The 21,797-nt window shown below is 37.3% G+C and carries 25 protein-coding genes; 8 read left to right on the plus strand and 17 right to left on the minus strand.

The features are described from left to right. Positions 1 to 7: 7 nt before the first annotated feature. On the minus strand, positions 8 to 727 hold the full coding sequence (minC, locus tag HWV02_RS11300; protein WP_255550661.1) for a septum site-determining protein MinC: 720 nt from the start codon (positions 725 to 727) through the stop codon (positions 8 to 10). A 125-nt stretch (positions 728 to 852) separates the two neighbouring features. Between minC and HWV02_RS11305 the strand changes: the two genes are divergently transcribed. From HWV02_RS11305 to HWV02_RS11325, 5 genes are read left to right on the plus strand one after another with little or no spacing between them, the layout of a single operon-like run. Further along, positions 853 to 1,131 (plus strand): YcgL domain-containing protein, encoded by a 279-nt coding sequence (locus HWV02_RS11305; protein ID WP_211675480.1) that lies wholly within the window; start codon positions 853 to 855, stop codon positions 1,129 to 1,131. A 31-nt stretch (positions 1,132 to 1,162) separates the two neighbouring features. Further along, complete coding sequence (locus tag HWV02_RS11310) at positions 1,163 to 2,125, plus strand: lytic transglycosylase domain-containing protein (RefSeq protein WP_211679761.1); 963 nt, start codon at positions 1,163 to 1,165, stop codon at positions 2,123 to 2,125. A 2-nt stretch (positions 2,126 to 2,127) separates the two neighbouring features. After that, positions 2,128 to 2,799, plus strand: coding sequence for a fumarylacetoacetate hydrolase family protein (locus HWV02_RS11315; RefSeq protein ID WP_211690507.1), 672 nt, complete (start codon positions 2,128 to 2,130; stop codon positions 2,797 to 2,799). Between the two features lie 11 nt (positions 2,800 to 2,810). Next, complete coding sequence (locus HWV02_RS11320) at positions 2,811 to 3,245, plus strand: YcgN family cysteine cluster protein (protein WP_211675486.1); 435 nt, start codon at positions 2,811 to 2,813, stop codon at positions 3,243 to 3,245. A gap of 14 nt (positions 3,246 to 3,259) precedes the next feature. Then, a complete protein-coding gene (locus HWV02_RS11325) occupies positions 3,260 to 3,502 on the plus strand; it encodes a DUF2492 family protein (RefSeq protein WP_211690508.1) in 243 nt (80 codons plus the stop codon). A 190-nt stretch (positions 3,503 to 3,692) separates the two neighbouring features. Here HWV02_RS11325 and radA read toward each other — a convergent pair whose 3' ends face one another. Beyond that, a complete protein-coding gene (gene radA, locus HWV02_RS11330; protein WP_211679767.1) occupies positions 3,693 to 5,087 on the minus strand; it encodes a DNA repair protein RadA in 1,395 nt (464 codons plus the stop codon). Between the two features lie 83 nt (positions 5,088 to 5,170). Then, positions 5,171 to 6,397, minus strand: a complete 1,227-nt coding sequence (locus tag HWV02_RS11335; protein ID WP_211679769.1) for a threonine/serine exporter ThrE family protein — start codon at positions 6,395 to 6,397, stop codon at positions 5,171 to 5,173. A gap of 244 nt (positions 6,398 to 6,641) precedes the next feature. On the opposite strand from HWV02_RS11335, the gene HWV02_RS11340 reads away from it, so the two are divergent. Together HWV02_RS11340 and cobB are read left to right on the plus strand one after the other, a co-directional pair. Beyond that, a complete protein-coding gene (locus tag HWV02_RS11340) occupies positions 6,642 to 7,382 on the plus strand; it encodes a phasin family protein (protein ID WP_211690509.1) in 741 nt (246 codons plus the stop codon). Positions 7,383 to 7,654: 272 nt separating this feature from the next. Continuing rightward, positions 7,655 to 8,380: a Sir2 family NAD+-dependent deacetylase gene (gene cobB, locus HWV02_RS11345; RefSeq protein WP_211690510.1), complete on the plus strand. Its 726-nt coding sequence runs from the start codon at positions 7,655 to 7,657 to the stop codon at positions 8,378 to 8,380. Between the two features lie 87 nt (positions 8,381 to 8,467). Here cobB and HWV02_RS11350 read toward each other — a convergent pair whose 3' ends face one another. From HWV02_RS11350 to potA, 4 genes are all read right to left on the minus strand, one after another. After that, positions 8,468 to 9,502, minus strand: coding sequence for an extracellular solute-binding protein (locus tag HWV02_RS11350; RefSeq protein WP_211679786.1), 1,035 nt, complete (start codon positions 9,500 to 9,502; stop codon positions 8,468 to 8,470). An 83-nt stretch (positions 9,503 to 9,585) separates the two neighbouring features. Next, positions 9,586 to 10,356 carry a spermidine/putrescine ABC transporter permease PotC gene (gene potC, locus HWV02_RS11355; protein WP_211675498.1) on the minus strand — a complete coding sequence of 257 codons (771 nt, stop codon included), beginning with the start codon at positions 10,354 to 10,356 and terminating at the stop codon, positions 9,586 to 9,588. After that, the gene (gene potB / locus HWV02_RS11360; protein ID WP_211679789.1) at positions 10,349 to 11,206 is read right to left on the minus strand and encodes a spermidine/putrescine ABC transporter permease PotB; all 858 of its coding nucleotides are present in this window, start codon (positions 11,204 to 11,206) and stop codon (positions 10,349 to 10,351) included. The genes potC and potB overlap by 8 nt, the downstream gene beginning before the upstream one ends. After that, positions 11,199 to 12,302, minus strand: a complete 1,104-nt coding sequence (gene potA, locus HWV02_RS11365) for a spermidine/putrescine ABC transporter ATP-binding protein PotA (protein ID WP_211679792.1) — start codon at positions 12,300 to 12,302, stop codon at positions 11,199 to 11,201. The genes potB and potA overlap by 8 nt, the downstream gene beginning before the upstream one ends. Positions 12,303 to 12,565: 263 nt before the next feature. Between potA and HWV02_RS11370 the strand changes: the two genes are divergently transcribed. After that, complete coding sequence (locus HWV02_RS11370) at positions 12,566 to 13,213, plus strand: DUF2987 domain-containing protein (protein ID WP_211679794.1); 648 nt, start codon at positions 12,566 to 12,568, stop codon at positions 13,211 to 13,213. Positions 13,214 to 13,307: 94 nt separating this feature from the next. Here HWV02_RS11370 and ttcA read toward each other — a convergent pair whose 3' ends face one another. The 10 genes from ttcA to ccoO form a co-directional block, all read right to left on the minus strand. Further along, positions 13,308 to 14,237, minus strand: coding sequence for a tRNA 2-thiocytidine(32) synthetase TtcA (gene ttcA / locus HWV02_RS11375; protein ID WP_211679796.1), 930 nt, complete (start codon positions 14,235 to 14,237; stop codon positions 13,308 to 13,310). Between the two features lie 118 nt (positions 14,238 to 14,355). Continuing rightward, entirely contained in the window at positions 14,356 to 15,267 is a 912-nt protein-coding gene (uspE, locus tag HWV02_RS11380; RefSeq protein WP_211679798.1) for a universal stress protein UspE, read from the minus strand. 161 nt (positions 15,268 to 15,428) lie between these two features. Next, the gene (locus tag HWV02_RS11385; protein WP_211679800.1) at positions 15,429 to 16,169 is read right to left on the minus strand and encodes an FNR family transcription factor; all 741 of its coding nucleotides are present in this window, start codon (positions 16,167 to 16,169) and stop codon (positions 15,429 to 15,431) included. 44 nt (positions 16,170 to 16,213) lie between these two features. Beyond that, complete coding sequence (locus HWV02_RS11390; RefSeq protein WP_211679802.1) at positions 16,214 to 16,903, minus strand: sulfite exporter TauE/SafE family protein; 690 nt, start codon at positions 16,901 to 16,903, stop codon at positions 16,214 to 16,216. Then, complete coding sequence (gene ccoS / locus HWV02_RS11395) at positions 16,893 to 17,084, minus strand: cbb3-type cytochrome oxidase assembly protein CcoS (protein ID WP_211679805.1); 192 nt, start codon at positions 17,082 to 17,084, stop codon at positions 16,893 to 16,895. The genes HWV02_RS11390 and ccoS overlap by 11 nt, the downstream gene beginning before the upstream one ends. Beyond that, positions 17,084 to 19,477, minus strand: a complete 2,394-nt coding sequence (locus HWV02_RS11400; RefSeq protein ID WP_211679808.1) for a heavy metal translocating P-type ATPase — start codon at positions 19,475 to 19,477, stop codon at positions 17,084 to 17,086. The genes ccoS and HWV02_RS11400 overlap by 1 nt, the downstream gene beginning before the upstream one ends. Beyond that, positions 19,477 to 19,968: a FixH family protein gene (locus tag HWV02_RS11405; protein ID WP_211679811.1), complete on the minus strand. Its 492-nt coding sequence runs from the start codon at positions 19,966 to 19,968 to the stop codon at positions 19,477 to 19,479. The genes HWV02_RS11400 and HWV02_RS11405 overlap by 1 nt, the downstream gene beginning before the upstream one ends. Before the next feature lie 96 nt (positions 19,969 to 20,064). Further along, entirely contained in the window at positions 20,065 to 20,976 is a 912-nt protein-coding gene (ccoP, locus tag HWV02_RS11410) for a cytochrome-c oxidase, cbb3-type subunit III (RefSeq protein WP_211690511.1), read from the minus strand. A 12-nt stretch (positions 20,977 to 20,988) separates the two neighbouring features. After that, positions 20,989 to 21,180 (minus strand): CcoQ/FixQ family Cbb3-type cytochrome c oxidase assembly chaperone, encoded by a 192-nt coding sequence (locus HWV02_RS11415; protein ID WP_211679818.1) that lies wholly within the window; start codon positions 21,178 to 21,180, stop codon positions 20,989 to 20,991. 11 nt (positions 21,181 to 21,191) lie between these two features. Further along, positions 21,192 to 21,794, minus strand: a complete 603-nt coding sequence (ccoO, locus tag HWV02_RS11420) for a cytochrome-c oxidase, cbb3-type subunit II (RefSeq protein WP_211675523.1) — start codon at positions 21,792 to 21,794, stop codon at positions 21,192 to 21,194. Positions 21,795 to 21,797 lie beyond the last annotated feature (3 nt).

Below are 21,797 nucleotides of genomic sequence, written 5' to 3' on the forward strand. Positions count from 1 at the left end.
CTTGAATTTAATCGAACTTTGTAATTTCTAATTTGTTATTAATACAATTGATTTGCGCTCGAGCATTTAAAAATTCTGACTGCACGGCATCACTTAAAATATAAGTACCATTAATTGATAATAATTCTGGGTCTAATTTGTTACAAAAAATTTGTGCGCTACCGTCACCTTTAGCACCAGCTATTGCACGGCCACGTAATGCACCATATATATGAATTGAACCATCTGCAATAACTTCAGCACCTGCACTAATATTGCCCAAAACGGTTAAAGAAGCATCTTGAGCATAAATTTGTTGCCCAGATCGTATCTGCCCTTTATGAACTATGGTCTTAGTTACAGATTTTTCAACAATAACTGTCTGAATTTCTGGTTTTATTTTTGACGTTGATACAAATGTGCTTGTATTCTTTTTAGCTGTATTCGATATAACGGAAAGACCAGCCTCCCGAACACTTAGTTTTTGTTCCGCCGTTTTGCAACCCTCAATACCGACAAGATTCATCCCATTATTGGTGATGACATGTTCGATAGCTTGAAAGTCGATATCGTCGGCTAAGTTCGCCACGTTAACAACAACCGGTGCAGATTTAAAGAATGCAGGTGCTTGGCATACTTTGTCGGCAATAAAGGAATGAAGATTAGCCATTGCAGCATCATTCTCGATATGAATTACTGAAAGTGTAAAGCTAGTCCCTTTAAATTTTATTGACTGATCTGCCATCATTTTTCCCTGGTTGCTTAGTTTTCATGCCTGTTTTTGCATTTGTTGTTATAGCACTTAGATAATTCATTATGCCATGTTATATTTTACTTGCAAAATAGGCAAGTTCATAACTAAAGAGAAAAACAATGCTGTGTTCAATTTATAAAACTAATAAAAAAGAAGAGATGTATTTATTTATTTCCCGCCGTGACGATTTTAGCCAAGTTCCTGAAACTTTATTAGGTATGTTTGGTCAACCTAAGTTAGTTGTCACGATGAATTTGACTGAAACACGAAAGTTGCCATTTGCTGATACAAAGAAAGTATTAGATAACTTAACAACAACGGGCTTTTATTTACAGATGCCACCACCGCCTGTAAATCATTTAGATGAATATAAAAAATGGCGTGATGAAAACAAATAGCACGTCATTAAAGGGTACATAAGGAAATAAAATGAAATTAGCAGGACTAGTGTTATTAGCTTTAAGTTCAACATCTGTGTATGCCAAACCGACATTTGATGAATATTTATCGACCTTACGCACTGAATCCGAATTATTAGGCCTCAGTGAACAAACGATTAATGATGCATTTAGTACTATTAACTATAGAAAAAAAACAATCGTACATGACAAAGCGCAACCAGAACGCAAAAAAATAACACTGGATGCGTATATACCTAGAGCTGTTCCTGAATGGAAAATAGCGAAGGCGCGTAAGTTATACGAAGAAAACAAAGAATTATTAGAAAGAATAGGAAAAGATTTTGGTGTTCAACCAAGATTTATTGTCGCGCTCTGGGGAGTTGAAACAAACTTTGGTAATTACACCGGAAACTTCTCAACATTGTCTGCACTTGCGACACTGGCCTATGATGGCAGACGTGAAACATTTTTCAAAAAAGAATTCTTCGCTGCATTAAAGATTATTGATGAAGGACACATTACGCCCGCTGATATGAAAGGGTCCTGGGCCGGTGCTATGGGGCAGGTTCAATTCATGCCATCTTCATTTAATGCGTATGCGGTTGATTATAACAAAGACGGCAAAAAGGATATTTGGAACAATACAGCCGATGCTTTGGCTTCTGCTGCAAACTACCTAAAACAAGCAAAGTGGGATGACACTTATACTTGGGGTAGACAAGTTCTGTTGCCTGATAATTATGATGCTCAAGTTTCTGGCCTTAAGTTAACAAAGAAATTAAATGAATGGCAGTCACTGGGCATACGAACTTATGAAGGGAATAACCTGCCTAAAGTGGATTTAGATGCATCTCTTATTATGCCTGACGGTGAAGATGGTCGTATTTATTTAGTCTATAACAACTACAAAAGCATTATGCGTTGGAATCGTTCTGATTATTTTGCTACTTCTGTTGCACACTTGTCTGATGCAATAAAATTCAAGGATTGAAAATGAGCTACTCCCTTTATCAGCATCAGAGCATCAGTGATAATACGTTAGACTTACCCACAGGTAAGGTTGTTTGTATCGGTCGAAACTACCTCGACCACATTCGTGAACTTGATAACGAAGTTCCCGATCAAGCATTATTGTTCATGAAACCCGCTACAGCACTTGTTAGTCTTGATGAGCCATTACTATTACCAGCAGGACTTGGTGAATGTCATAATGAACTTGAAGTCGCTTTATTGATAAATTCACCAATTCAACGTGGTGATGATATAAATATCACAGAAATGATATGGGGAGTAGGGCTTGGCCTTGATTTAACATTAAGGGACTTACAATCAAAGCTCAAAAACAAAGGACAGCCGTGGGAACGGGCTAAAGCCTTTGATTATTCATGCCCGATATCAAGATTTATTCCAATTAATGAATTTCATGATCTGAATCAGCTAGAATTTAGTTTAATCATTAATAATATAACTCGGCAGCAGGGCAGTACTGCTAAAATGATGCGTTCAATAGAGTCATTGCTCTCTGAAATTACGGACTGTTTTACACTGCTACCCGGTGATATTGTGCTCACAGGTACACCTGCAGGCGTCGGCGTGCTAAATAGCGGAGATAAACTTGCATTAACGCTAGCAAACCGTTATAAGTTCGGCTGCGAGATTATTTAGAGATTAATGAAATGGTAGAAAAATTTTGGCAGACTAAAACACTAGCTAAAATGTCTGATACAGAGTGGGAGTCACTTTGTGATGGTTGCGGAAAATGTTGTTTGCATAAGATTATCGAAGATGAAACGGATGAAATACATTTCACCAATGTTGCTTGTGAATTATTAAATACCAAATCATGTCGCTGTAAGAAGTACGAGAAACGTTTTAAGTATGTTTCAGATTGTTTTAAGGTGACATTAGATGATATAGATGCATTCCATTGGTTACCTGAAACTTGTGCTTACAAGCGTTTACTTGAAGGGAGTGATATTCCTGAATGGCACCCGCTAATTACAGGTAGTCAATCTGAGATGCATAAATTAGGTTATTCAATTCGTGGTAAAGCCGTTGCTGAATCACAAGCAGGTGACTTAGAAGACCATATCATAACGTTTAAACTGTAATTATTGAGGATAAGATGAGCGAATCTATTCATGGTAGAGAAATCGTAGCGCTATTAGCTGCGCAGTCACAGGGTATGAAAGAGGCTGAACTATTAAATCTTATAGGTAAGCAATTTCCTCAAGATTTATTTCATACATGCAAAATAAAAGGCATGGATAAAACACAAATACTAGCAAACATGATGACGAAAGGTCGCATTGTTGAGAGATACAATCTTTTAGTTGCTGAAACGAGTTGTGGGTGTAAAAACAAATAATGATTCAGGGGCTTTTTAGCCTCTGAATCTCTCAAAGTCAGAGAAAACATTATCGTTTTAAATAACTCCGGTAATGACTTAGACCATCATGCAGGAGTGTTTCTATATTCTAAATAAGCGCAGACTTTAATTTAACGCTACAACTTAAGTAATGCTATAACGTTAAATTATACAAAGTTGAACAGGGTAATTAATTAAGAGCTTCTAAAAGATCACCAATCTTCTCGATTTGTATTATCTTCGCACCATTATTTTCCATTGATTTGTGGTAATTTGCTTTCGGTATATAGATCACATCAAAACCGTGTTTAATTGCTTCGTTAACGCGCGGAACACCGCCATTAATGGGTCTAACTTCACCACTTAACGAGATTTCGCCCATAAAACAGTGTTTACGAGACATATCTTTATCGTTCAGAGAGCTAATTAATGATGCAGCAATGGCTAAGTCAGCGCTTGTATCTGTTTCAGGTAGCTTTAAACCACCAACTAAGTTGACATAAACATCATGGAACAGCTTAATTCGTCCATGTTTACGTAGCACTGCGGTAATCATTTTTAATCGATTAAAACTAAGACCAATACTCACGCGTTGTTGATTTTCTGCCTCACATTCAGAGACTAAACATTGTACTTCAAGTAATAAATTACGATTACCGTCACGAATACAAGTAATTGCAGAGCCTGCTACGTGCTCGTCGGCACCAGATAGGAACAACTTACTTGGATTATCGACAGAGAGCATACCTTTACTGTGCATTTGGAAGATACCGACTTGGTCTACATCACCAAAACGGTTTTTACTTGCACGTATTGTACGAATAATACTGTCGTTAACCTCAATATGGAGCAGGGTATCAACAATATGTTCGAGGGTTTTTGGACCCGCTAAGTCACTGCCTTTGGTTACGTGGCCAATAATGATAAGTGTAATACCATGCTGCTTGGCAAATCGGCTCAGTTCTTGAGCACAGCCTTTAACTTGGCTAACAGAACCGGCACTACCGTTACAATGTTCACTTTCTAAAGCTTGGATAGAGTCTATAATTAAAAATTTAACCTTAGCCTCTAAAGCCCGCTCCATAATGTTAGAGACAATGTATTCAGACATCAGTAACAAGTTTTCTTCTACAAAATCAATTTTCAAACGTTCTATGGCGCGACTTTTGAACTGTTCTAAGCTTTCTTCCGCAGTACAGTACATCGAAACCATCTGCTTGCTAATATTTGCAGAGAGCTGTGTCAATATCGTCGTTTTTCCGGCACCTGGATCGCCAGAAATCAGCACAATAGAGCCGACGGTTAGACCGTTACCTAGTACACGGTCTAATTCACCTATTTCTGTATCAATTTTATTTAATGCGACGTGTGATACTTCAGACATCTTTTTAACGGTATTGCCGAGTGTACCGGCATAACCACCTTGAGATGCTATTGCACGTTGTTGACTCGGTAATGTCGCTTCTTTGAATTCAGCTAATGTATTCCATGCTTTACAGGCATTACACTGGCCTTGCCAGCGAGGGAAGTTAGCGCCACATTCTGAACAGAGGAAACTTATTTTTGTTTTGGGAGTTTTGGCCATGATTTAACTATAAAAAAATACTCATGCCATAATAATAGCATGAGTGTCTGGATGTTTATACAGTTGTTTTTCGTTTGATAAAGTTACAAACTCTTTTTGGCTGGTAATACTGCGTTTGCTAAAATCATACCCGCAAGAATCGCAATAAAGATCATGAAAACAAAACCACTGTCATTAATATTATTTAATATTTCATGTCCTGAAATATAAGTATTTAATTCCATATAAGTTCTACTACCAGGAACTAACAATACAATACCTTGGATCAAGACTATTGATGCGGGTCTGTTTTTAATTATCGCATATATATTGCTAAATAAACCGACGGTGAAAGAACCGACGAAAGTACCTAAAGTGAAGCCTAAGTATTGGGCGGCAAAGGTACTAACAACATAAGCAATAAGACCTGCTGAAATCCCCCAAAGCATGTCAGATTTATGCACATTAAACGCAACGACAAGGCCTGTTGAAAGCGCAACTACGGCGACGTAGTTTTTCCAATCGGGTAACGAGTAACTCATATCAAGCATTAGCGGGTCAATTGTCCAAATGAGGTTCCCTAACGTGATACCAAGTAAAGCGCCGAAATAGAGTTTAAAAAGCAACATAATGGCATCAACCAGTTTAGAAGTACCTGAAACCAAATCTTTGTTTACGATCTCACTTAGCGCAACGGTAATGGCTAACCCTGGAATGAAAATAATAACGGATGATAATATGACAAATGGAACATTAATATTAACCTCGAGACTGGCGAAAAAACATGCCAACAGCGCGGAAATAAAAGGTGCGAAGAACTCTACAATTGAAGCAAGTCGTGACGAGTGCGCAGATAGTTTATATAAAATAAAGACAAGAAAAGAAAAGAAAAATGAGCTTACAATGTCTAAACTTGAATCAGACAGCAGCATTGCAAACGCGCCACCGGTCATACACCAACCAAGCGCTTCAGTTTTTACGCCATAAAAACCAGGTTGTTGCTTCGCTTCAATCAATAAATCGATAGCCTGGTCCAACGTAACTTCTGAATCTACAACTTTTTCGACAATCTCATCAATTGTTGCTAGTTTACCAAGGTCGTTACCCGCTGGTTTAACGCGTGCAATATGCGTATGTTGATCGTCTGGATTACTTGAAAATATGAATGTAAACGCTGTCGGAGTGACAAGAAAACTTGCTTCAATATTCCAGAACTTAGCTAAATTTATTAAATGATTTTCAATTCGATAACTTGTTGCACCACAACGATGTAATGCGAGCCCGAGTTTAATAATAAAATTTATTTGAAGCTTATATGTCTGACTGTGCATAGTTATATTCTGGGAGATGCAAAAAGAGCTATATTTTAGTTCCATTTAAGTTAATTTGTTAGCTTAAATGTTGGTTATTTTTAATTTAATTGAAATTTGTTGGTGACTTGTTAAATTAAAAGTTGTTTGTAGTGTGAGAGACCACTTAAGTAACTTAAATTTTGGAATGTAACTTCTAATTTCCCTCGATAATATATAAATCATAAAGTTTATATTGTATTAGCGGCTTCAAAAAGGGTTTCTTATGTCGAAAGTAATTACTGCAGCAAAACAAGTATGGTCTGCAAAAGATCAAATCACACGTAATATCTGGTTAGCAGGTTTAGGTGCCTATGATAAAGGTTATGAATCAGCATCAAACACGGTAAGTAAAAGCCAATCAATCTTCGATGAATTAGTTGAGCGAGGCCGTAAGTTAGAAGCAGACACAACACAAACTCTTACATCTCAAAAAAATAAATTAACATCAGCAGGTCAATGCGCTACAGATTCGCTACAAGATAAAGTGCATAAGGCCGTCACAACTTTGACACATATTGATGTTAATACATTCGATAATATTATTGATAAAATTGATCAAATCGAAAAGGCACTTTCAGAAGCTAAAGCACAGCAGAATAAAGACGTAATCGTCGAAGTTGAAGCAATTAAAGACGTTGTTGAAAAAGTAGAAATTGCTGTAACGGGAAAAGTGGCGAGTGTGGCTGCCCAAGTCACCGCTGCAGTGGACACTGTCGCCGACGTTATTGCGCCAGCAACAAGTAATCCAGTTGTTGTACAAGCAAGTGAAAGCACTTCAAGTGTTGTCGCTCAAGTGACCACTGCGGTTGAAACTGTTGCTGACGTTATTGCGCCAGCAACAAGTAATCCAGTTGCAAAAGAAGCTGTTGCAACTGTTAAGCAATCGGTTAAGCAATCGGTTAAGCAAGCGTCAAAAAAAGTACCAAACAAACGTGTTAAAAAAGCAGTCGCGAAAAAAAAATAATGTAGTGTAACTTATTGTGGTGGTAGGCAGGACTGCCACAATAAGATTTTATTATTTCAAGTATGCCAACCTCTGTAATCATATAGCTCCCTTATTTATATATGCCTTCCATATAGTTAGCACCGGTTTTTATCACATAATAGAGTCCAAATTATCCAACATTAATTCGTATCACATAACACAAATAAATTACCTAAAATAGGTATTTCATCGTGCGGCAAAGACGCAATAATGTTATGGTCAATATAAGATTTATTACAAAGAGAAGTTAAATGTTCGACAACTATAACAACATAGTGATCCTTACAGGTTCAGGTATTTCTGCTGAATCAGGTATTGAAACATTCCGTGCAAGTGATGGATTATGGGCTAAACATCACATAGATGATATTGCCACTCTAGATGGCTATCGTCGAGATCCTGAGTTAGTTTATAGTTTTTATAATCAACGATTTAACCAATTATCTTTGCCTAGCATTCAACCTAATGACGCACATATAGCATTAGCTGAGCTACAAAAAAACTATTCTGGTAACGTTAGTATTATCACGCAAAATATAGATAATTTACATGAGCGTGGGGGGGCGGAGAATGTTATTCATATGCATGGCGAGTTAATCAAAGCACGTTGTGAAAAGACGCATAAATTATTCCCCTACAAGCAATTAAATAAGACACTAAAATGCCCGTGTTGCAAAGAAGCTGGTAACCTTCGCCCACATGTTGTCTGGTTTAATGAAATGCCTTTATTTATGAATGATATTTATAAAACATTAAGCACTGCAGACCTCTTTATTGCTATAGGTACATCAGGCTCGGTTTACCCTGCGGCTGATTTTGTTAATGAAGCACATAAAGCGTGTGCGCATACCATCGAAATAAATTTAGACTCTACGCATATCTCGGATAATTTTCAAGAGCACCGAATCGGTAAAGCAACTGATGAAGTGAGAGAGTTGGTTGATGAATTAATGGCGAGAGATAAACAGTTTTTTTAAATGATCAATTAAAATTGAACGCGACAAAAAGGTGCAAAATTATGCACCTTTTTATTATCTAGTATCAGTACTAAATCGCAGCTAACCTTACAGGTTTTGCGCTTTTAGCTTTTCGTAATAACGTTCGTAAATTATATTTGCTTCGCCAACATCTGAGTGGAACTCACCGTTTTCAATTGTTTCTGCATCAGGGAATACAATCTTGTTTTCAGTAAATTCTTTAGGTAGTAATTTTTTAGCTGCCTTATTAGGCGTTGGGTAACCAATCTCTAAAGCAACTTCAGCAGCAACTTCAGGGCGCAGTAAGAAGTCGATAAGCTTGTGTACGGCATCAACGTTCTTCGCATTCTTAGGAATTGCTAAGCTATCCATCCAAAATACAGCCCCTTCTTTTGGATATACCATGGTTATATCACTATCTTCTTGTTGCGCCATATAAGTGCTGCCGTTCCAAATCATACCAAACTCTACTTCGCCTGCGATATAAGGGTTAGCTGGTGTGTCAGAGTTAAATACAAGCACGTTAGGCATCAGTTTTTTTAATAATTCATATGCTTGTGCTAATTCTTCTTTGTCTTGTGTATTAGCCGAGTGACCTTGTATTTTTAATGCCATGTGGAAAATTTCACGAGCATCGTCAGTCAATAGTAATTGACCTTTCCATTTTGGGTCCCACAAGTCTTTCCAGCTTGTTACTGATGACAATTCAATATCTGCAGTGTTAACACCAATACCTGTAGCGCCCCAAATATATGGAATACTATAACGATTACCTAAATCGTATTCTTTGTTTAACAAAGACGGTTCTAGGTTACCAAAATTGGTTAGCTTCTTATGATTGATTTCTTGAAGCATGCCTTCTTTTTTCATTTTACTAATGAAGTAAGTTGACGGCACAACAAGATCATAACCGTTCTTATCATACGTTTTTAATTTAGCGTACATTGACTCATTAGATTCATACGTTGAATAAACGACTTTAATACCTGTTTCTTCAGTGAAACGAGCTAATAAGCCTGGCGGGATATATTCTGACCAGTTATAAAAATTAATGGTCGTTGCGTAAGCTGAGCTACTAAAAAGTAGGGCAGCGGCTATACACTTTACGGTTGATTTAAACATAGTAATTTGACTTCTTCTTTTTATTTAATAGTAAACAACAGCAGCACAAGGCTGCATAACAAGTAAAAGCGATGCTAGTGAATCTACTTTTCACCTTTATTAATAAGGGCTGCGGCAATAACAAACGAAATCGATATTAAAATCATAACAGTAGCTAGTGCATTAACCTCTGGCGAAACGCCAACTTTAACCATTGAATATATCTTCAATGGGAGTACTTCGAAACTAGGGCCTGTCACGAACGAGCTCACTATTACATCATCAAGCGATAAGGTAAATGATAATAGCCAACTCGCAATAATTGCCGGTTTAGCAATGGGTAAAATAATACGTTTAAAGATTGTTGCTTCGCTTGCGCCTAAATCTTTACCAGCTTCTAATATCGCGTTATCAAAATTACTTAAACGACTGTAAACCGTGATGACAACAAACGGGATGCAAAAGGTTATGTGAGCGATAAGTAAGGTAACAAAGCCAAGATCTAAACCAAGTATAATGAATAAAGATAATAATGAAATCGCCATCACAATATCGGGAGACATCATCACAACAAAGAGTAGCCCAGATATAAACTTTTTACCTTTAAACTTATGCTTAAATAAAGCGACAGCGCCCAATGTACCTATAACGACGGCAATTGATGATGCAAAAACAGCAATTGTTATCGAGTTAAATGCCGCTTGGAGTAATGTATCGTTACTCCAAAGTAGTTCATACCACTTTGTTGTCAATCCTTTCCACTTTAAGCCGTATTTAGAGGCATTAAACGAATTTCCGATTAAAATAAAGATGGGTGTATACAAGTATATATATACTAATAGCAACAAGACTTTGGATATATGACGTTTAAGCATTGTTACCTCTGTTTTTAATCGATTTACCTACCTTGTAATAGAAAAATAGTAAGCCCGCCATGAACACTGTTAATGTGATACTTGCGGCAGAACCAAACGGCCAATCTCGAATATTCAAAAATTGTGTTTTGATCGTATTACCGATCAGTAAGTTTTTAGCTCCCCCGACCAGGTCTGCAATATAAAACATCCCCATAGCAGGTAAAAATACTAATAACATACCAGCGATAATCCCCGGCATAGTCAAAGGTAATTCAACTTTTAAAAAAGTAATAAACTTAGAAGCACCAAGATCTTTCGCTGCTTCAATCAAGCTTTTATCTATTTTTTCAATACTCGAATACAAAGGTAAAATCATAAATGGCAGTAATATATAGACCAAAGCAAAAATGACGGCAAATTCGGTGTACATCAGCTTTAATGGCTTATCAATGAGATGTAAATTGAGTAATAAAGCGTTAAGTAGACCTTTTTTAGCTAATAAGATCTTAATTCCGTATGTTCTAATTAATGAATTGGTCCAAAACGGGACAATAATTAGGAATAACAACACAGGTCGTACTTTTTTAGGTAACTGGGCTATCGTATAAGCAAAAGGGTAGCCAATAATTAAGCAGACAAATGTTGCTATACTCGCCATATATACTGAATGACTTAATACCTTAAAGTACAAGGGATCAAATAAACGCACATAGTTGTCTAACGTAAAAGTTAAGCTTATTAAGTTTGCATCATCACGTGTTAAGAAACTGGTGACGATAATCATCAAATTAGGCACTAAAACGAAGACACTTAGCCAAACAAGTAAAAGTCCAATAGAGAAACGCTTAAAAAGCGACGAATTAATCATTTTTTAAGATAACCTCCCAGCTTTCTACCCATGAAACAGCCACTTTTTGTCCTAGGCTATGGTCAAAATCGGGATCATCTTCGTCAAAGAATTCACTGATTTGTACTCTTTCACCTGAATCTAAGCGGATAACCGAATCTAGCGTCATCCCTTTGTAATTTCGTTCGATAATATGGCCAGTAATCTGTGCAGACGTAGCTTTAGCGTCTATTTCTTTAATTCTTAAATCTTCTGGTCGTAATAAAATATTGACTTGTTGATCGAGTTGTAGCGATAGCGCTGTTGAAATCGTATACTGACAGCCATGTACATTGGCAATGTATTTATCTTCGCCTAGGCATGATTCAATAACACCAGGGAAGATATTAATTTCACCAATAAACTTAGCCACGAATAAGTTAATCGGCGTTTCATAAATTTCTCGTGGTGTACCGATCTGTTCAACGTTACCCTTGTTCATTACAATAATACGATCAGACATTGTTAATGCTTCTTCTTGATCGTGTGTAACGAATATAAAAGTAATATTTAATTTTCGTTGTAACATTTTAAGCTCGTTCTGCATTTCTTTACGCAGCTTATAATCTAATGCGCTTAACGATTCATCCAATAACAGCACTTTTGGCTGGTTAATCACAGCGCGTGCAATTGCCACACGTTGCTGTTGACCACCTGAAAGTTGAGCTGGTTTGCGATCTTTAAAGTCGGTTAGCTTTACGACGGCTAGAATATCTTTAACACGCTGTTTGATTTCTGATTCCGCAATATTTTTCATACGCAAACCAAAGGCTACATTTTCAAACACTGTCATGTGTGGGAACAGTGCATAGCCTTGAAACACGGTATTGGTATTACGCTTTTCTGCCGGGACATCTGTGATACATGTATTTTCAAGGTATACATCACCGCTATCAAGCGTTTCTAATCCAGCAAGCACACGCAATGCAGTTGTTTTGCCACAGCCAGAAGGGCCTAAAATTGTGACAAATTCACCATCATAAATATCTAATGTTAAGTCATTAATAATAAGTTTGTTATCAAATGACTTTTTTGCGTTAGCAAGTCTAATGATTGAGTTTTGATTTTTATTAAGCATCAATAAACCTAAATGATAAGAGGTCCATCTAATCGAGTAAGATGAACAATTTGCCTGAATTCTAATGCTATAGTTCACAGAAATGAAGCATAAATTTGAACTTCAATAAAAATAATGCATTTAAAACATATTCAGGTCATTTTTAAAACTTTAAAAGTAATAAAGTCGGAATATGTGCTCTAATTTATGACTTATTTTAGGTATAATCAGCGATAGAATAATACCTCTTACTTTTACTTACTAATTTATTAAGGAACCAGATCATGTTTAATAACCATTTCATCAAAGTGGTGCTTCTTTCAAGTCTCCTTGTCCCTTCTTTAAGCGCCCAAGAATTAGTCGTTGGTTATGATGGTTTTTATAACAGAATAAAAAATAGTAAAAAAGAACAGTACGTTAATACAAAAATTGGTGTTTTCCTTAATAATAGTCAGACAGGTAAACATTGTCAGATCGAAAATGCATTTATTAATTTCGAAGGCGCGATCACTGATGTTGAAGTTGGAACTGACTCTGAGCTGCTGCTTCCTTTCGATAAAGATTTACGTGATAATAAAGCAAAAGTGCACGTGAATGTGACTGATATAGCGTCATGTGACCTTGCTTTCCAAATTATGGCTGCAGAAAATAACAGTGTTGAATATTCAACTTTATCCTTAGTGAAGCAAATTGAAGAGTTCGATCTGTTTTTAGGAAATATGGCTGGTTACTTTGGTCGGATGAATTTACCTGCAACTATAGGCGTACAATTTATTTTTGATGAACCTGTCGACGCTTATACCACCAGCGGAAATTTATTTAAAAGTGGTCAACAAATTTCGTTATCTCAGGATGAAATTATTCGCGATAAAATTGCGGGAATAAAATTCAGTAAACAACCATTACGTATCGTACCGCTAACCGAAATTTGATTGGCTCTGAATCAGAGAATTAAATAAGTAAACATTAGATAAAAAAAAGCACTGCGATAATGCAGTGCTTTTTTATTTCTAAAATTGTAAACGTTTATAATTCCAGAACAGTAATGGCGTCGTTTGGATCAAAATTTTCTACACCTGTTTTAGATCTTTCAACAGGAACCATTTCAATTTCATTATCAAACGCTGTATCGAGTTCAGTTAACTCATCAGCGCGCTCTAAATCCATATTTACAAAATCAAACGCGTTGGTGTCTGCAAGATGGCTTGGCACTATGTTGCGAATGGCATTAAAGCAATTATTCACACGACCAGGGTTTGCTTCATCCCACTGTGCTAGCATTGCTTTAACCGCTTGGCGTTGTAAATTTTCTTGTGAACCACATAGATTACAAGGAATAATAGGGAATGCTTTAAAGGCTGAGTAAGCTTTAATATCTGCTTCGCGGCAATATGCAAGTGGGCGGATAACAATATTACGCTTATCGTCAGAAATTAGTTTTGGTGGCATTGTTTTCATTTTAGCACCATGAAACATATTCAAGAATAATGTTTCAACGATATCATCAGCATGATGGCCAAGTGCAAGTTTGGTTGCACGAAGTTCTACCGCTGCATTATACAAAATACCACGACGTAAACGAGAACAAAGGCTACACGTTGTTTTGCCCTCTGGAATCTTATCTTTAACGATACTGTAAGTATCTTTCTGGACAATTTTGTATTCAATGCCAAGATTGTCAAGGTAGCGTGGAAGAATATCTTCAGGGAAACCCGGCTGTTTTTGATCTAAGTTAACCGCAATTATATCGAAACTAATCGGTGCAGCTGCTTGTAATTGAATTAAAATGTCAAGCATTGTAAAACTATCTGCACCACCAGACAAGCAAACCATGACTCTGTCACCATCTTCAATCATATTATAATCTACGATTGCTTTACCTGTTTCATGGCGCAGTTTTTTTTGCAGTTTAGCAAATTGCTTTTTTTCTAAAGCGGTAAGGTTTTCAGGATTCATTGGGACACTCAGGGTAAATATTGCTGTAAGCAGCGCAGTATACCCAAGCAAGCCGGAAAAGCAAGTTCCAGAGCAAGGGCAGAGTGTTACCGTAAGATTTCACATTAGAAATTGACAGTTATTTTAACGCTAGAAGGTCACAGTTAATTGAATCAATCACCATCTCAGCCGTATTCCCGATTAAAAATGCAGAAAGACCATTACGAGTCGGTGCACCTAGTATGACTAATTCGGCATCTACTGCTTGAACAACGTCAACAATCACGTCTTCGGGTGCTCCTGATTGAATATGAACATTTTCTTTGGCAATATCAAACTTAGCTGCGTGGATATACATCGAATTTTTATGATGGTCTTCAATCTCTTGATTATATGCAACCGCATCAAAATTAGGGATTTCTATCGATATATGTTCAGGTGTGCTTGGATAAGCATTTGCTAAATGTATATTTGCATTAAGTAACTCTTTTAGCTGTATCGCTTCTTGCGTGATACGCTCATTAATGGAGTTATCATCTTCTGAGCTGAGGCTCGTTGTTTCAAGCACTTGAATAGCGGCAACAATATTACCACCAATCGGCCATTCATGATCTTTGACAAGTAATACTGGGCATTGACTTTTACGCAACAGATGCCAATCAGTTGGTGTAAACATAACTGCACTTAGCTTATTATGATCGTGTGTACTTTTTACAATCAAATCGTGATTATTGAGTTTAGCTTCTTCTAAGATTGATTCGAAAGGACGCTTATGCCAAATAAGCTTTAACTTTAAATCTATACCGGAATAATCTTGTTTTAATTGCTGTGTAAATGATTTTTTTTCTTCAGCAACAATAGCATCTTGCATTGACTGACGTTCATCACTCGAAAATAGAGACGTTAGTTCATAAGAAAGGTCATAGATAACAAGAAGAAGGGTAATTGATACATTATCTTGTTGAGATGCAAGATACAGCGCACGGGATAATGCGATTTGTGGCGTATTAACGGGATCTGCAACCACTAGAATATTTTTATATTTATTCATAAGGCACCTTCATCACAAATTGAATGTAGAGTAAGTATATGTTTCTTATATCGATTATACACAATCAACAATTTTACTTATTTAACTATATCTCAATTTGTGATAGATGCCATAAATGTACTGCATTTTATGGGCTATAAGTTAAGCGCTGTGAATTAAGACTATTTTTTACCAGCGAGTAAAGCTAAACCCTCACGATCTAAGATAGTGATGTATTTTCCTTTAACTTCAATCATTTTACTTATTTGGAAGCGACCAAGTAGGCGGCTGATGGTTTCAACCGTAAGCCCTAAATAATTACCAATATCACCACGTGTCATGGTCAATCGGAATTCTTTAGGCGAAAATCCACGCTCAGAGAAACGCGCTGAAAGGTTATTTAAAAAAGCGGCAAGACGTTGTTCAGCGTTCTTTTTACTTAATAAAAGAATCATTTCTTGATCAGCGGCAATTTCGCCACTCATTAAGCGCATTATTTGGCGACGTAACATCGGCATTTTGCCAATTAAGTCATCAAGGGTGTCAAAAGGTATTTCACAAACCATAGACGTTTCTAATGCTTGAGAAAAACTTGGGTGAATACCAGAGCTCAATGCATCAAAACCGATTAAGTCTCCAGCGAGATGGAAACCTGTAATTTGCTCATCACCTTGTTCTGTAATTGTATATGATTTTACAGATCCTGAACGGATAGCGTAAAGTGATTTAATTTTATCACCGGCTTTAAAAATTTCATCGTGTTTTTGAAAAGGTTTTTTGCGTTCAATAATTTGGTCGAGAGAATCTAGCTCCGAATCATTCAAAGAATATGGTATGCAAAGTTGGCTAATGCTGCAGTTTTGACAGTGGATTTCACACTTTGAAGTCGCAACTCGTGTTGGGATCTTGTTATCTAGGGCCATAATTCCAATAAACTCTTTTGATATATGTCAATATTGTAGCAAAATTAAATGCCAGAAGCACTTAATTGTACTAATGCTATATAAATAATATGTAAACCGAATAAAACGAGTAATAAACCGCTCATTTTTTTGAACTTTGCGTTTTGTATTAAGCTGTTAAATTTACTCGACAAACTTCCAACTAAAAACATAATGGGGAAAGTTCCCAGCCCGAAAGAAAACATAGTTAATGCAGATTCTAATGCGGACCCACTTGATAAAGCTAAAGTTAGCGCTGAATAAACTAAGCCACACGGTAACCAACCCCATAAGAATCCGAGCGGGAAGGCGTGATAAGGTGTTTTTAATGGCAAAAATTGGCGAGCCAGAGGTTGAATATATCGCCAGACTAAACGACCCACTTTTTCAAGTTGGAGAATCGCTGAATTGAGTTGCGCAATATATAACCCAATCAATATTAATGTAATACCAGAAACAAAGCGTAAAATCACTAATAAGTCATAGCCAGCACCAAAATTCAAGCCAATTTGTGCAGTATAACCGACAATTAGGCCTATTAGCGTGTAGCTAGAGATCCGTCCTAGATTATAAAATAGTGGGGCGAGTGATGCAGTTTGAGGTGATGATTGCGTGTTTGCATGTGCGATTGCGCCAGAAATACCGCCACACATCGCAATACAATGACCAGCCCCTAAGATACCAATCATAAAAGCAGCGAAAAAACTAGTTATCATGTTTGACAACTGGTTTAGTAACCGGTGATTCGTTGTTATTATTATCTTCGTCAAACAAGATATTACTGCCTTCACGTTCTAAATCTTCAAATTGGTCTGACTTAACGGCCCAAAAAAAGATACCTACAGCGATTGCAACAAAAATTATCGCAATCGGGATTAACATAAAAATAATTTCCATTACTTTAACAGCCTTAATGAATTACCAATAACGAGCAGTGAGCTGAGTGACATTCCAATTACCGCAATATACGGAGGTACGCTTCCTGACATTGCCAACGGTAAAATTAATGAATTATAGCCAAGCGCCCACATTAAGTTTTGTTTTATTATTTTATATGTTTTTGTCGCAGTAGCCAGCATATATTTCATCGCAATGAAATCAGTAGTTAATAACACCACATCTGCACTGTTTTTCGCAAGGTCAGAGCCTTCACCCATTGCAACTGATACAGTCGCAGCACTGAGGACTGGCGCATCGTTAACCCCATCGCCAACCATTAGCATTAATTTTCCTTGTGCTTGTTGTTGATTGATGTAGGCAAGTTTACTTTCTGGTGATTGGCTGGTTTTTATATTTGTTATTGCCAAACCGTCGATCACTTTATTCGTGTTGTTTTCTGTATCGCCAGTAAGCAGGGTCACGTCTAAGCCAGTATTGGCAATATAATCCAATGTGGTTGAAACGTTCTCTCGCATTTCATCTTGAATATAAAAACGTGCAATTAACTGATTATTTTTAATTAAATAAACAACAATTTCTTTACCATCTGATGTTGAACTTGTTTGCTGTGTAAAGGCAGAAGAACCTATTTTGTAAGTATTCTCGCCAAGTGTTCCCGTAATACCTAAACCAATATGATTTTGTGTTGTATCAAATTGAATTATTTCTATATTCGATTTAAACGCAGATGCTATCGGGTGTGTTGAGTGTTGCTCTAAAGACGTTGCTATGCGTAATAATTCATTTTCTTGTAATTCACTGTCCGATTTAATACTCGTTAGCGAGAATGAACCTTTTGTTAACGTTCCTGTTTTATCGAATGCGATTTCATCAACTTTAGTTAGCGATTCAAGCACGTGTTCTTTACGAATTAAAATACCACGTTGAGATAAGAAGCTGGTTGCACAGGTTAGTGCCGTTGGCGTTGCCAATGATAAAGCACAAGGGCAGGTAGCTACAAGAACAGACAAGGTGACCCAAAACGCTTTCTCAGGTTCATAACCCAACCAGAAAAGGTAAGTACTTGCGGATATGACCAATAGCGCGAGAACAAAATAACGTGATATTTTATCAGCCAAGATTGAAATCTGAGGTTTTGATGACTGCGCTGTATTCTGTAAGCGGATAATTTCTGAAATCAAATTGTGCTTGTGTGTTTTAGTAACGCATACCTTAATTGTTTGTTCAACATTAAGACTACCTGTGTACACACCACAATCAACCGATTTTGTAATAGGTAAGAACTCACCAGTTAGCATTGATTCATCTACACTTGTTTCACCTGCTACAATGGTGCCATCACAAGGGATCACTTCGCCGATTTTGACAATGACGAGATCGTTGATTTCAAGCTGTTTTGTAGGAATTAGTTTTTCAGTTTTATCTTTATTAACACGCAATGCCATATTTGGAATAAGCTTTGCCATGTTTGCACTCAGTTCGGACGTTTTCTTTCTGGCTCTTAGTTCTAGATAACGACCAAATAATAAGAAGAAAGTGAACATTGAAATAGATTCAAAGTAAACTTCGCCTGTTCCAGTCATGGTTGCATAAGCAGAGGCTGAATAAGCGCCAAGTAATGCGATTGAAACAGGTACGTCCATACCCAGCGTTCTGGTACGTAAATTACGTAAGGCATTAGAATAAAAAGGCTGCGCGGAATAAAGTAATACAGGCGTTGCAACAATCAAACTTACCCATCGGAAAAGTTGGCGATACATCTCTTCCATATCACCGAACCAAGTAGAGTAGAGCGCTACTGCAAACATCATTACTTGCATTGTTGCTAACCCAGCTAACCCTAATCGTCTGAAATAAGATTTAAGTTGCTTGTTGTACATCAATTCATGTTGGTCTGCTTGAAAAGGCGATGCACTATAACCTAAATTGCTGATTCGTTTTAAAATATCACTTAACTTTATTTCTTCATCAACCCACTTGAGCGTAATGCGATTACTTGTCGCGTTGACGTTGATGAAGTGAATACCTTGGGTATTACGTAAACTTTTTTCAATTAACCAAGCACAAGCGGCACAGGTTAATCCTTCAACGGTGAGGGTGATTTCTTTTATTTCACCGTCTTGATAAACAAACTCATCTTGAATTTCATTATCATCGTATATTTCTAATCGTAATAACTCATCCGGTACTAATTGCTTTGCTGTGGGAGATAAATCAGTTCTGTGTTCATAATATGAGCTTAAGCCTGAACCGACAATCATTTCAGCGACAGACATACAACCTGGGCAACACATTTCACGTTCTTCAGGTGCGATATACACTTTATATTTATTTTTATCTGCAGTTAAAACATCTTCGCCACAGTGATAACAATTAGTACCGTTTGACATTAATCTTGCTCGCCGTCTAACTTAATTACAGAAGTATTTGGATATTGAACGTATTCTTGAACACGCCATGTATGATCAAAAGACTCTGCACGCACACGCCATTTTCCTTGTAGCATATCTTTTGGTATTTCTACACGGTAACTCCCGTCAGCCGCTGCTGTAGCTAACATTGAAATATCATGTTTTGCCAACGTTACGTGGAAAAATGAAATGTTAAGCGCTTCGTTCTCTGTCATATCACCTGTGGCAGGTGTGAACACAGCAAAGCCGTTGTCGAATTTTAAATTGAATGTAATATTTCGAGCTAACGCTTCATGGTATTTAGTTAAGTCTTGGTTAATTTTTTTACCATCTTTATAGTAATCTTCAGAAACCATGTTTGGCTGGTTATGTTGAAAAACAATAAATGTCGAAGTACCAGCAACCACAGACAAAAAAGGAAAGAAAAAAACGAACCAGAACCAAGGTTCTTTATACCAATAAGATTTCATTGTGAACTCCAAAAAGGGAAAAGCGAAATTTAACAAAGTTACAGCTAAAAAAAAAGCTCCATTTAGTAAATGGAGCTTTAAATTACCACTATTACGTTACTTTACATTTAAGCTGTAAACATAACCGGTTAATAGCGTTATTTTGTCTTCACCAAGGATTTTACTCCATGTAGGCATAGCCCCATTACGACCGTATTTAATTGTTTGTTCGATAGTTTTTCTTGAACCACCGTACAACCAAGTTTTGTCCGTTAGGTTAGGCGCACCCAGCATAGTCATGCCTTTAGCATCAGGACCATGACAAGCTGCGCAAGTTTGAAGAAATATCTCTTTACCTGCAGCTTCGTCACGCGCATTCACTCTACGACCAGATAGACCAACAACATAAGTTGTTACTAGATCTACTTTTTTATCGCCGAGAACCGATAACCAAGCTGGCATTACACCATTTCGTCCATGCATGATCGTATTTTTGATATCAGTAGTAGTACCACCGTATAACCAATTGTTATCCGTTAGGTTAGGGAAGCCTTTAGCCCCACGTGCATCAGAACCATGACACTGTGAACAGTTTTGTAAGAATAGGCGTTGACCTACTTTTACTGCTTCAGGGTCTTTCGCGATGTCAGTAATTTCACGGTATTCAGTGAAGTTACTTTCTTCTGTTTTAACTAATTTGTTAAATACAGCTGCATATTTGTCATCTGCAGACGACACTTCGCGTTGGTATTCATTAGTGCTTGTCCAACCTAATAGGCCCTTATAGGCACCTAAACCAGGGTAAAGTGCAAAATAGATGAAACCACCTATACAAGTAAAAATAAACAGGTATTTCCACCATGTTGGCAATGGGTTATTTAACTCTTCGATACCATCGAAAGAGTGGCCCATTGATTCGCCTTCTTTAACTCCGGTGTCGTTTTTGTTACACATCCAAAGCAGACCTAGGCAACCAAAAATACTACCTAGTGTGATCACTGTGATCCAAATACTCCAAAAAGTACTCATAATCATAAACTCCTAAATACGAGCAGATGTATTTTTCTGCTCTCCATTAAGTGAATCACTATGGACTTTTTCATCAGCAAATACTAAATTAGCAGCTTCATCAAACGAACGTTTTTGACGTTTGCTGTAAGCCCAAGCAATAATACCGATAATAATGGCCATTAGTATTAGGGTATAAACCCCTTGAAATGTACCGTAATCCATACGTTATACCCCTATTTTAATGCATGACCTAATGATTGCAGGTAAGCAACCAAAGCGTCTAGTTCAGTTTTACCTTTAACCGCGGCTTCTGCACCAGCAATATCGGCATCTGTGTAAGGAACATCAAAGTAGTTTTTGAAGATACTTAGTTTCTTAGCAGACTCTGAACCATCTAATACATTTTCAGCTAACCAAGGGAAAGCTGGCATGTTTGATTCAGGAACAACACTACGTGGGTCAAGTAAATGGGCACGATGCCAATCATCAGAATAACGACCGCCAACACGCGCTAGATCTGGGCCAGTACGTTTAGAACCCCATAGGAATGGATGCTCCCAAACAGACTCACCAGCAACAGAATATGCACCGTAGCGCTCTGTTTCTGCACGGAAAGGTCGGATCATTTGACTATGACAGACTGAACAGTTCTCACGGATGTAGATATCACGACCTTCCATCTCTAGCGCCGTATAAGGGCGTAGAGTATCTAAAGGTTCAGTGGTATCTTTTTGCCAGAACAGTGGCGTAATTTCAACCATTGCGCCAAAGCTGATAGCAATGACGATGAAGATCGCTAATAAACCGATGTTCTTTTCAATTAATTCATGTTTCATAAC

It is taken from the genome of Moritella sp. 28, assembly GCF_018219435.1.
In the GTDB taxonomy this organism is placed as follows: domain Bacteria; phylum Pseudomonadota; class Gammaproteobacteria; order Enterobacterales; family Moritellaceae; genus Moritella.

Coding starts and splice junctions, on each gene's coding strand:
- minC (WP_255550661.1), bottom strand. CDS start 727: ATGATGGCAGATCAGTCAATAAAATTTAAAGGGACTAGCTTTACACTT.
- HWV02_RS11305 (WP_211675480.1), top strand. CDS start 853: ATGCTGTGTTCAATTTATAAAACTAATAAAAAAGAAGAGATGTATTTA.
- HWV02_RS11310 (WP_211679761.1), top strand. CDS start 1,163: ATGAAATTAGCAGGACTAGTGTTATTAGCTTTAAGTTCAACATCTGTG.
- HWV02_RS11315 (WP_211690507.1), top strand. CDS start 2,128: ATGAGCTACTCCCTTTATCAGCATCAGAGCATCAGTGATAATACGTTA.
- HWV02_RS11320 (WP_211675486.1), top strand. CDS start 2,811: ATGGTAGAAAAATTTTGGCAGACTAAAACACTAGCTAAAATGTCTGAT.
- HWV02_RS11325 (WP_211690508.1), top strand. CDS start 3,260: ATGAGCGAATCTATTCATGGTAGAGAAATCGTAGCGCTATTAGCTGCG.
- radA (WP_211679767.1), bottom strand. CDS start 5,087: ATGGCCAAAACTCCCAAAACAAAAATAAGTTTCCTCTGTTCAGAATGT.
- HWV02_RS11335 (WP_211679769.1), bottom strand. CDS start 6,397: ATGCACAGTCAGACATATAAGCTTCAAATAAATTTTATTATTAAACTC.
- HWV02_RS11340 (WP_211690509.1), top strand. CDS start 6,642: ATGTCGAAAGTAATTACTGCAGCAAAACAAGTATGGTCTGCAAAAGAT.
- cobB (WP_211690510.1), top strand. CDS start 7,655: ATGTTCGACAACTATAACAACATAGTGATCCTTACAGGTTCAGGTATT.
- HWV02_RS11350 (WP_211679786.1), bottom strand. CDS start 9,502: ATGTTTAAATCAACCGTAAAGTGTATAGCCGCTGCCCTACTTTTTAGT.
- potC (WP_211675498.1), bottom strand. CDS start 10,356: ATGCTTAAACGTCATATATCCAAAGTCTTGTTGCTATTAGTATATATA.
- potB (WP_211679789.1), bottom strand. CDS start 11,206: ATGATTAATTCGTCGCTTTTTAAGCGTTTCTCTATTGGACTTTTACTT.
- potA (WP_211679792.1), bottom strand. CDS start 12,302: ATGCTTAATAAAAATCAAAACTCAATCATTAGACTTGCTAACGCAAAA.
- HWV02_RS11370 (WP_211679794.1), top strand. CDS start 12,566: ATGTTTAATAACCATTTCATCAAAGTGGTGCTTCTTTCAAGTCTCCTT.
- ttcA (WP_211679796.1), bottom strand. CDS start 14,237: ATGAATCCTGAAAACCTTACCGCTTTAGAAAAAAAGCAATTTGCTAAA.
- uspE (WP_211679798.1), bottom strand. CDS start 15,267: ATGAATAAATATAAAAATATTCTAGTGGTTGCAGATCCCGTTAATACG.
- HWV02_RS11385 (WP_211679800.1), bottom strand. CDS start 16,169: ATGGCCCTAGATAACAAGATCCCAACACGAGTTGCGACTTCAAAGTGT.
- HWV02_RS11390 (WP_211679802.1), bottom strand. CDS start 16,903: ATGATAACTAGTTTTTTCGCTGCTTTTATGATTGGTATCTTAGGGGCT.
- ccoS (WP_211679805.1), bottom strand. CDS start 17,084: ATGGAAATTATTTTTATGTTAATCCCGATTGCGATAATTTTTGTTGCA.
- HWV02_RS11400 (WP_211679808.1), bottom strand. CDS start 19,477: ATGTCAAACGGTACTAATTGTTATCACTGTGGCGAAGATGTTTTAACT.
- HWV02_RS11405 (WP_211679811.1), bottom strand. CDS start 19,968: ATGAAATCTTATTGGTATAAAGAACCTTGGTTCTGGTTCGTTTTTTTC.
- ccoP (WP_211690511.1), bottom strand. CDS start 20,976: ATGAGTACTTTTTGGAGTATTTGGATCACAGTGATCACACTAGGTAGT.
- HWV02_RS11415 (WP_211679818.1), bottom strand. CDS start 21,180: ATGGATTACGGTACATTTCAAGGGGTTTATACCCTAATACTAATGGCC.
- ccoO (WP_211675523.1), bottom strand. CDS start 21,794: ATGAAACATGAATTAATTGAAAAGAACATCGGTTTATTAGCGATCTTC.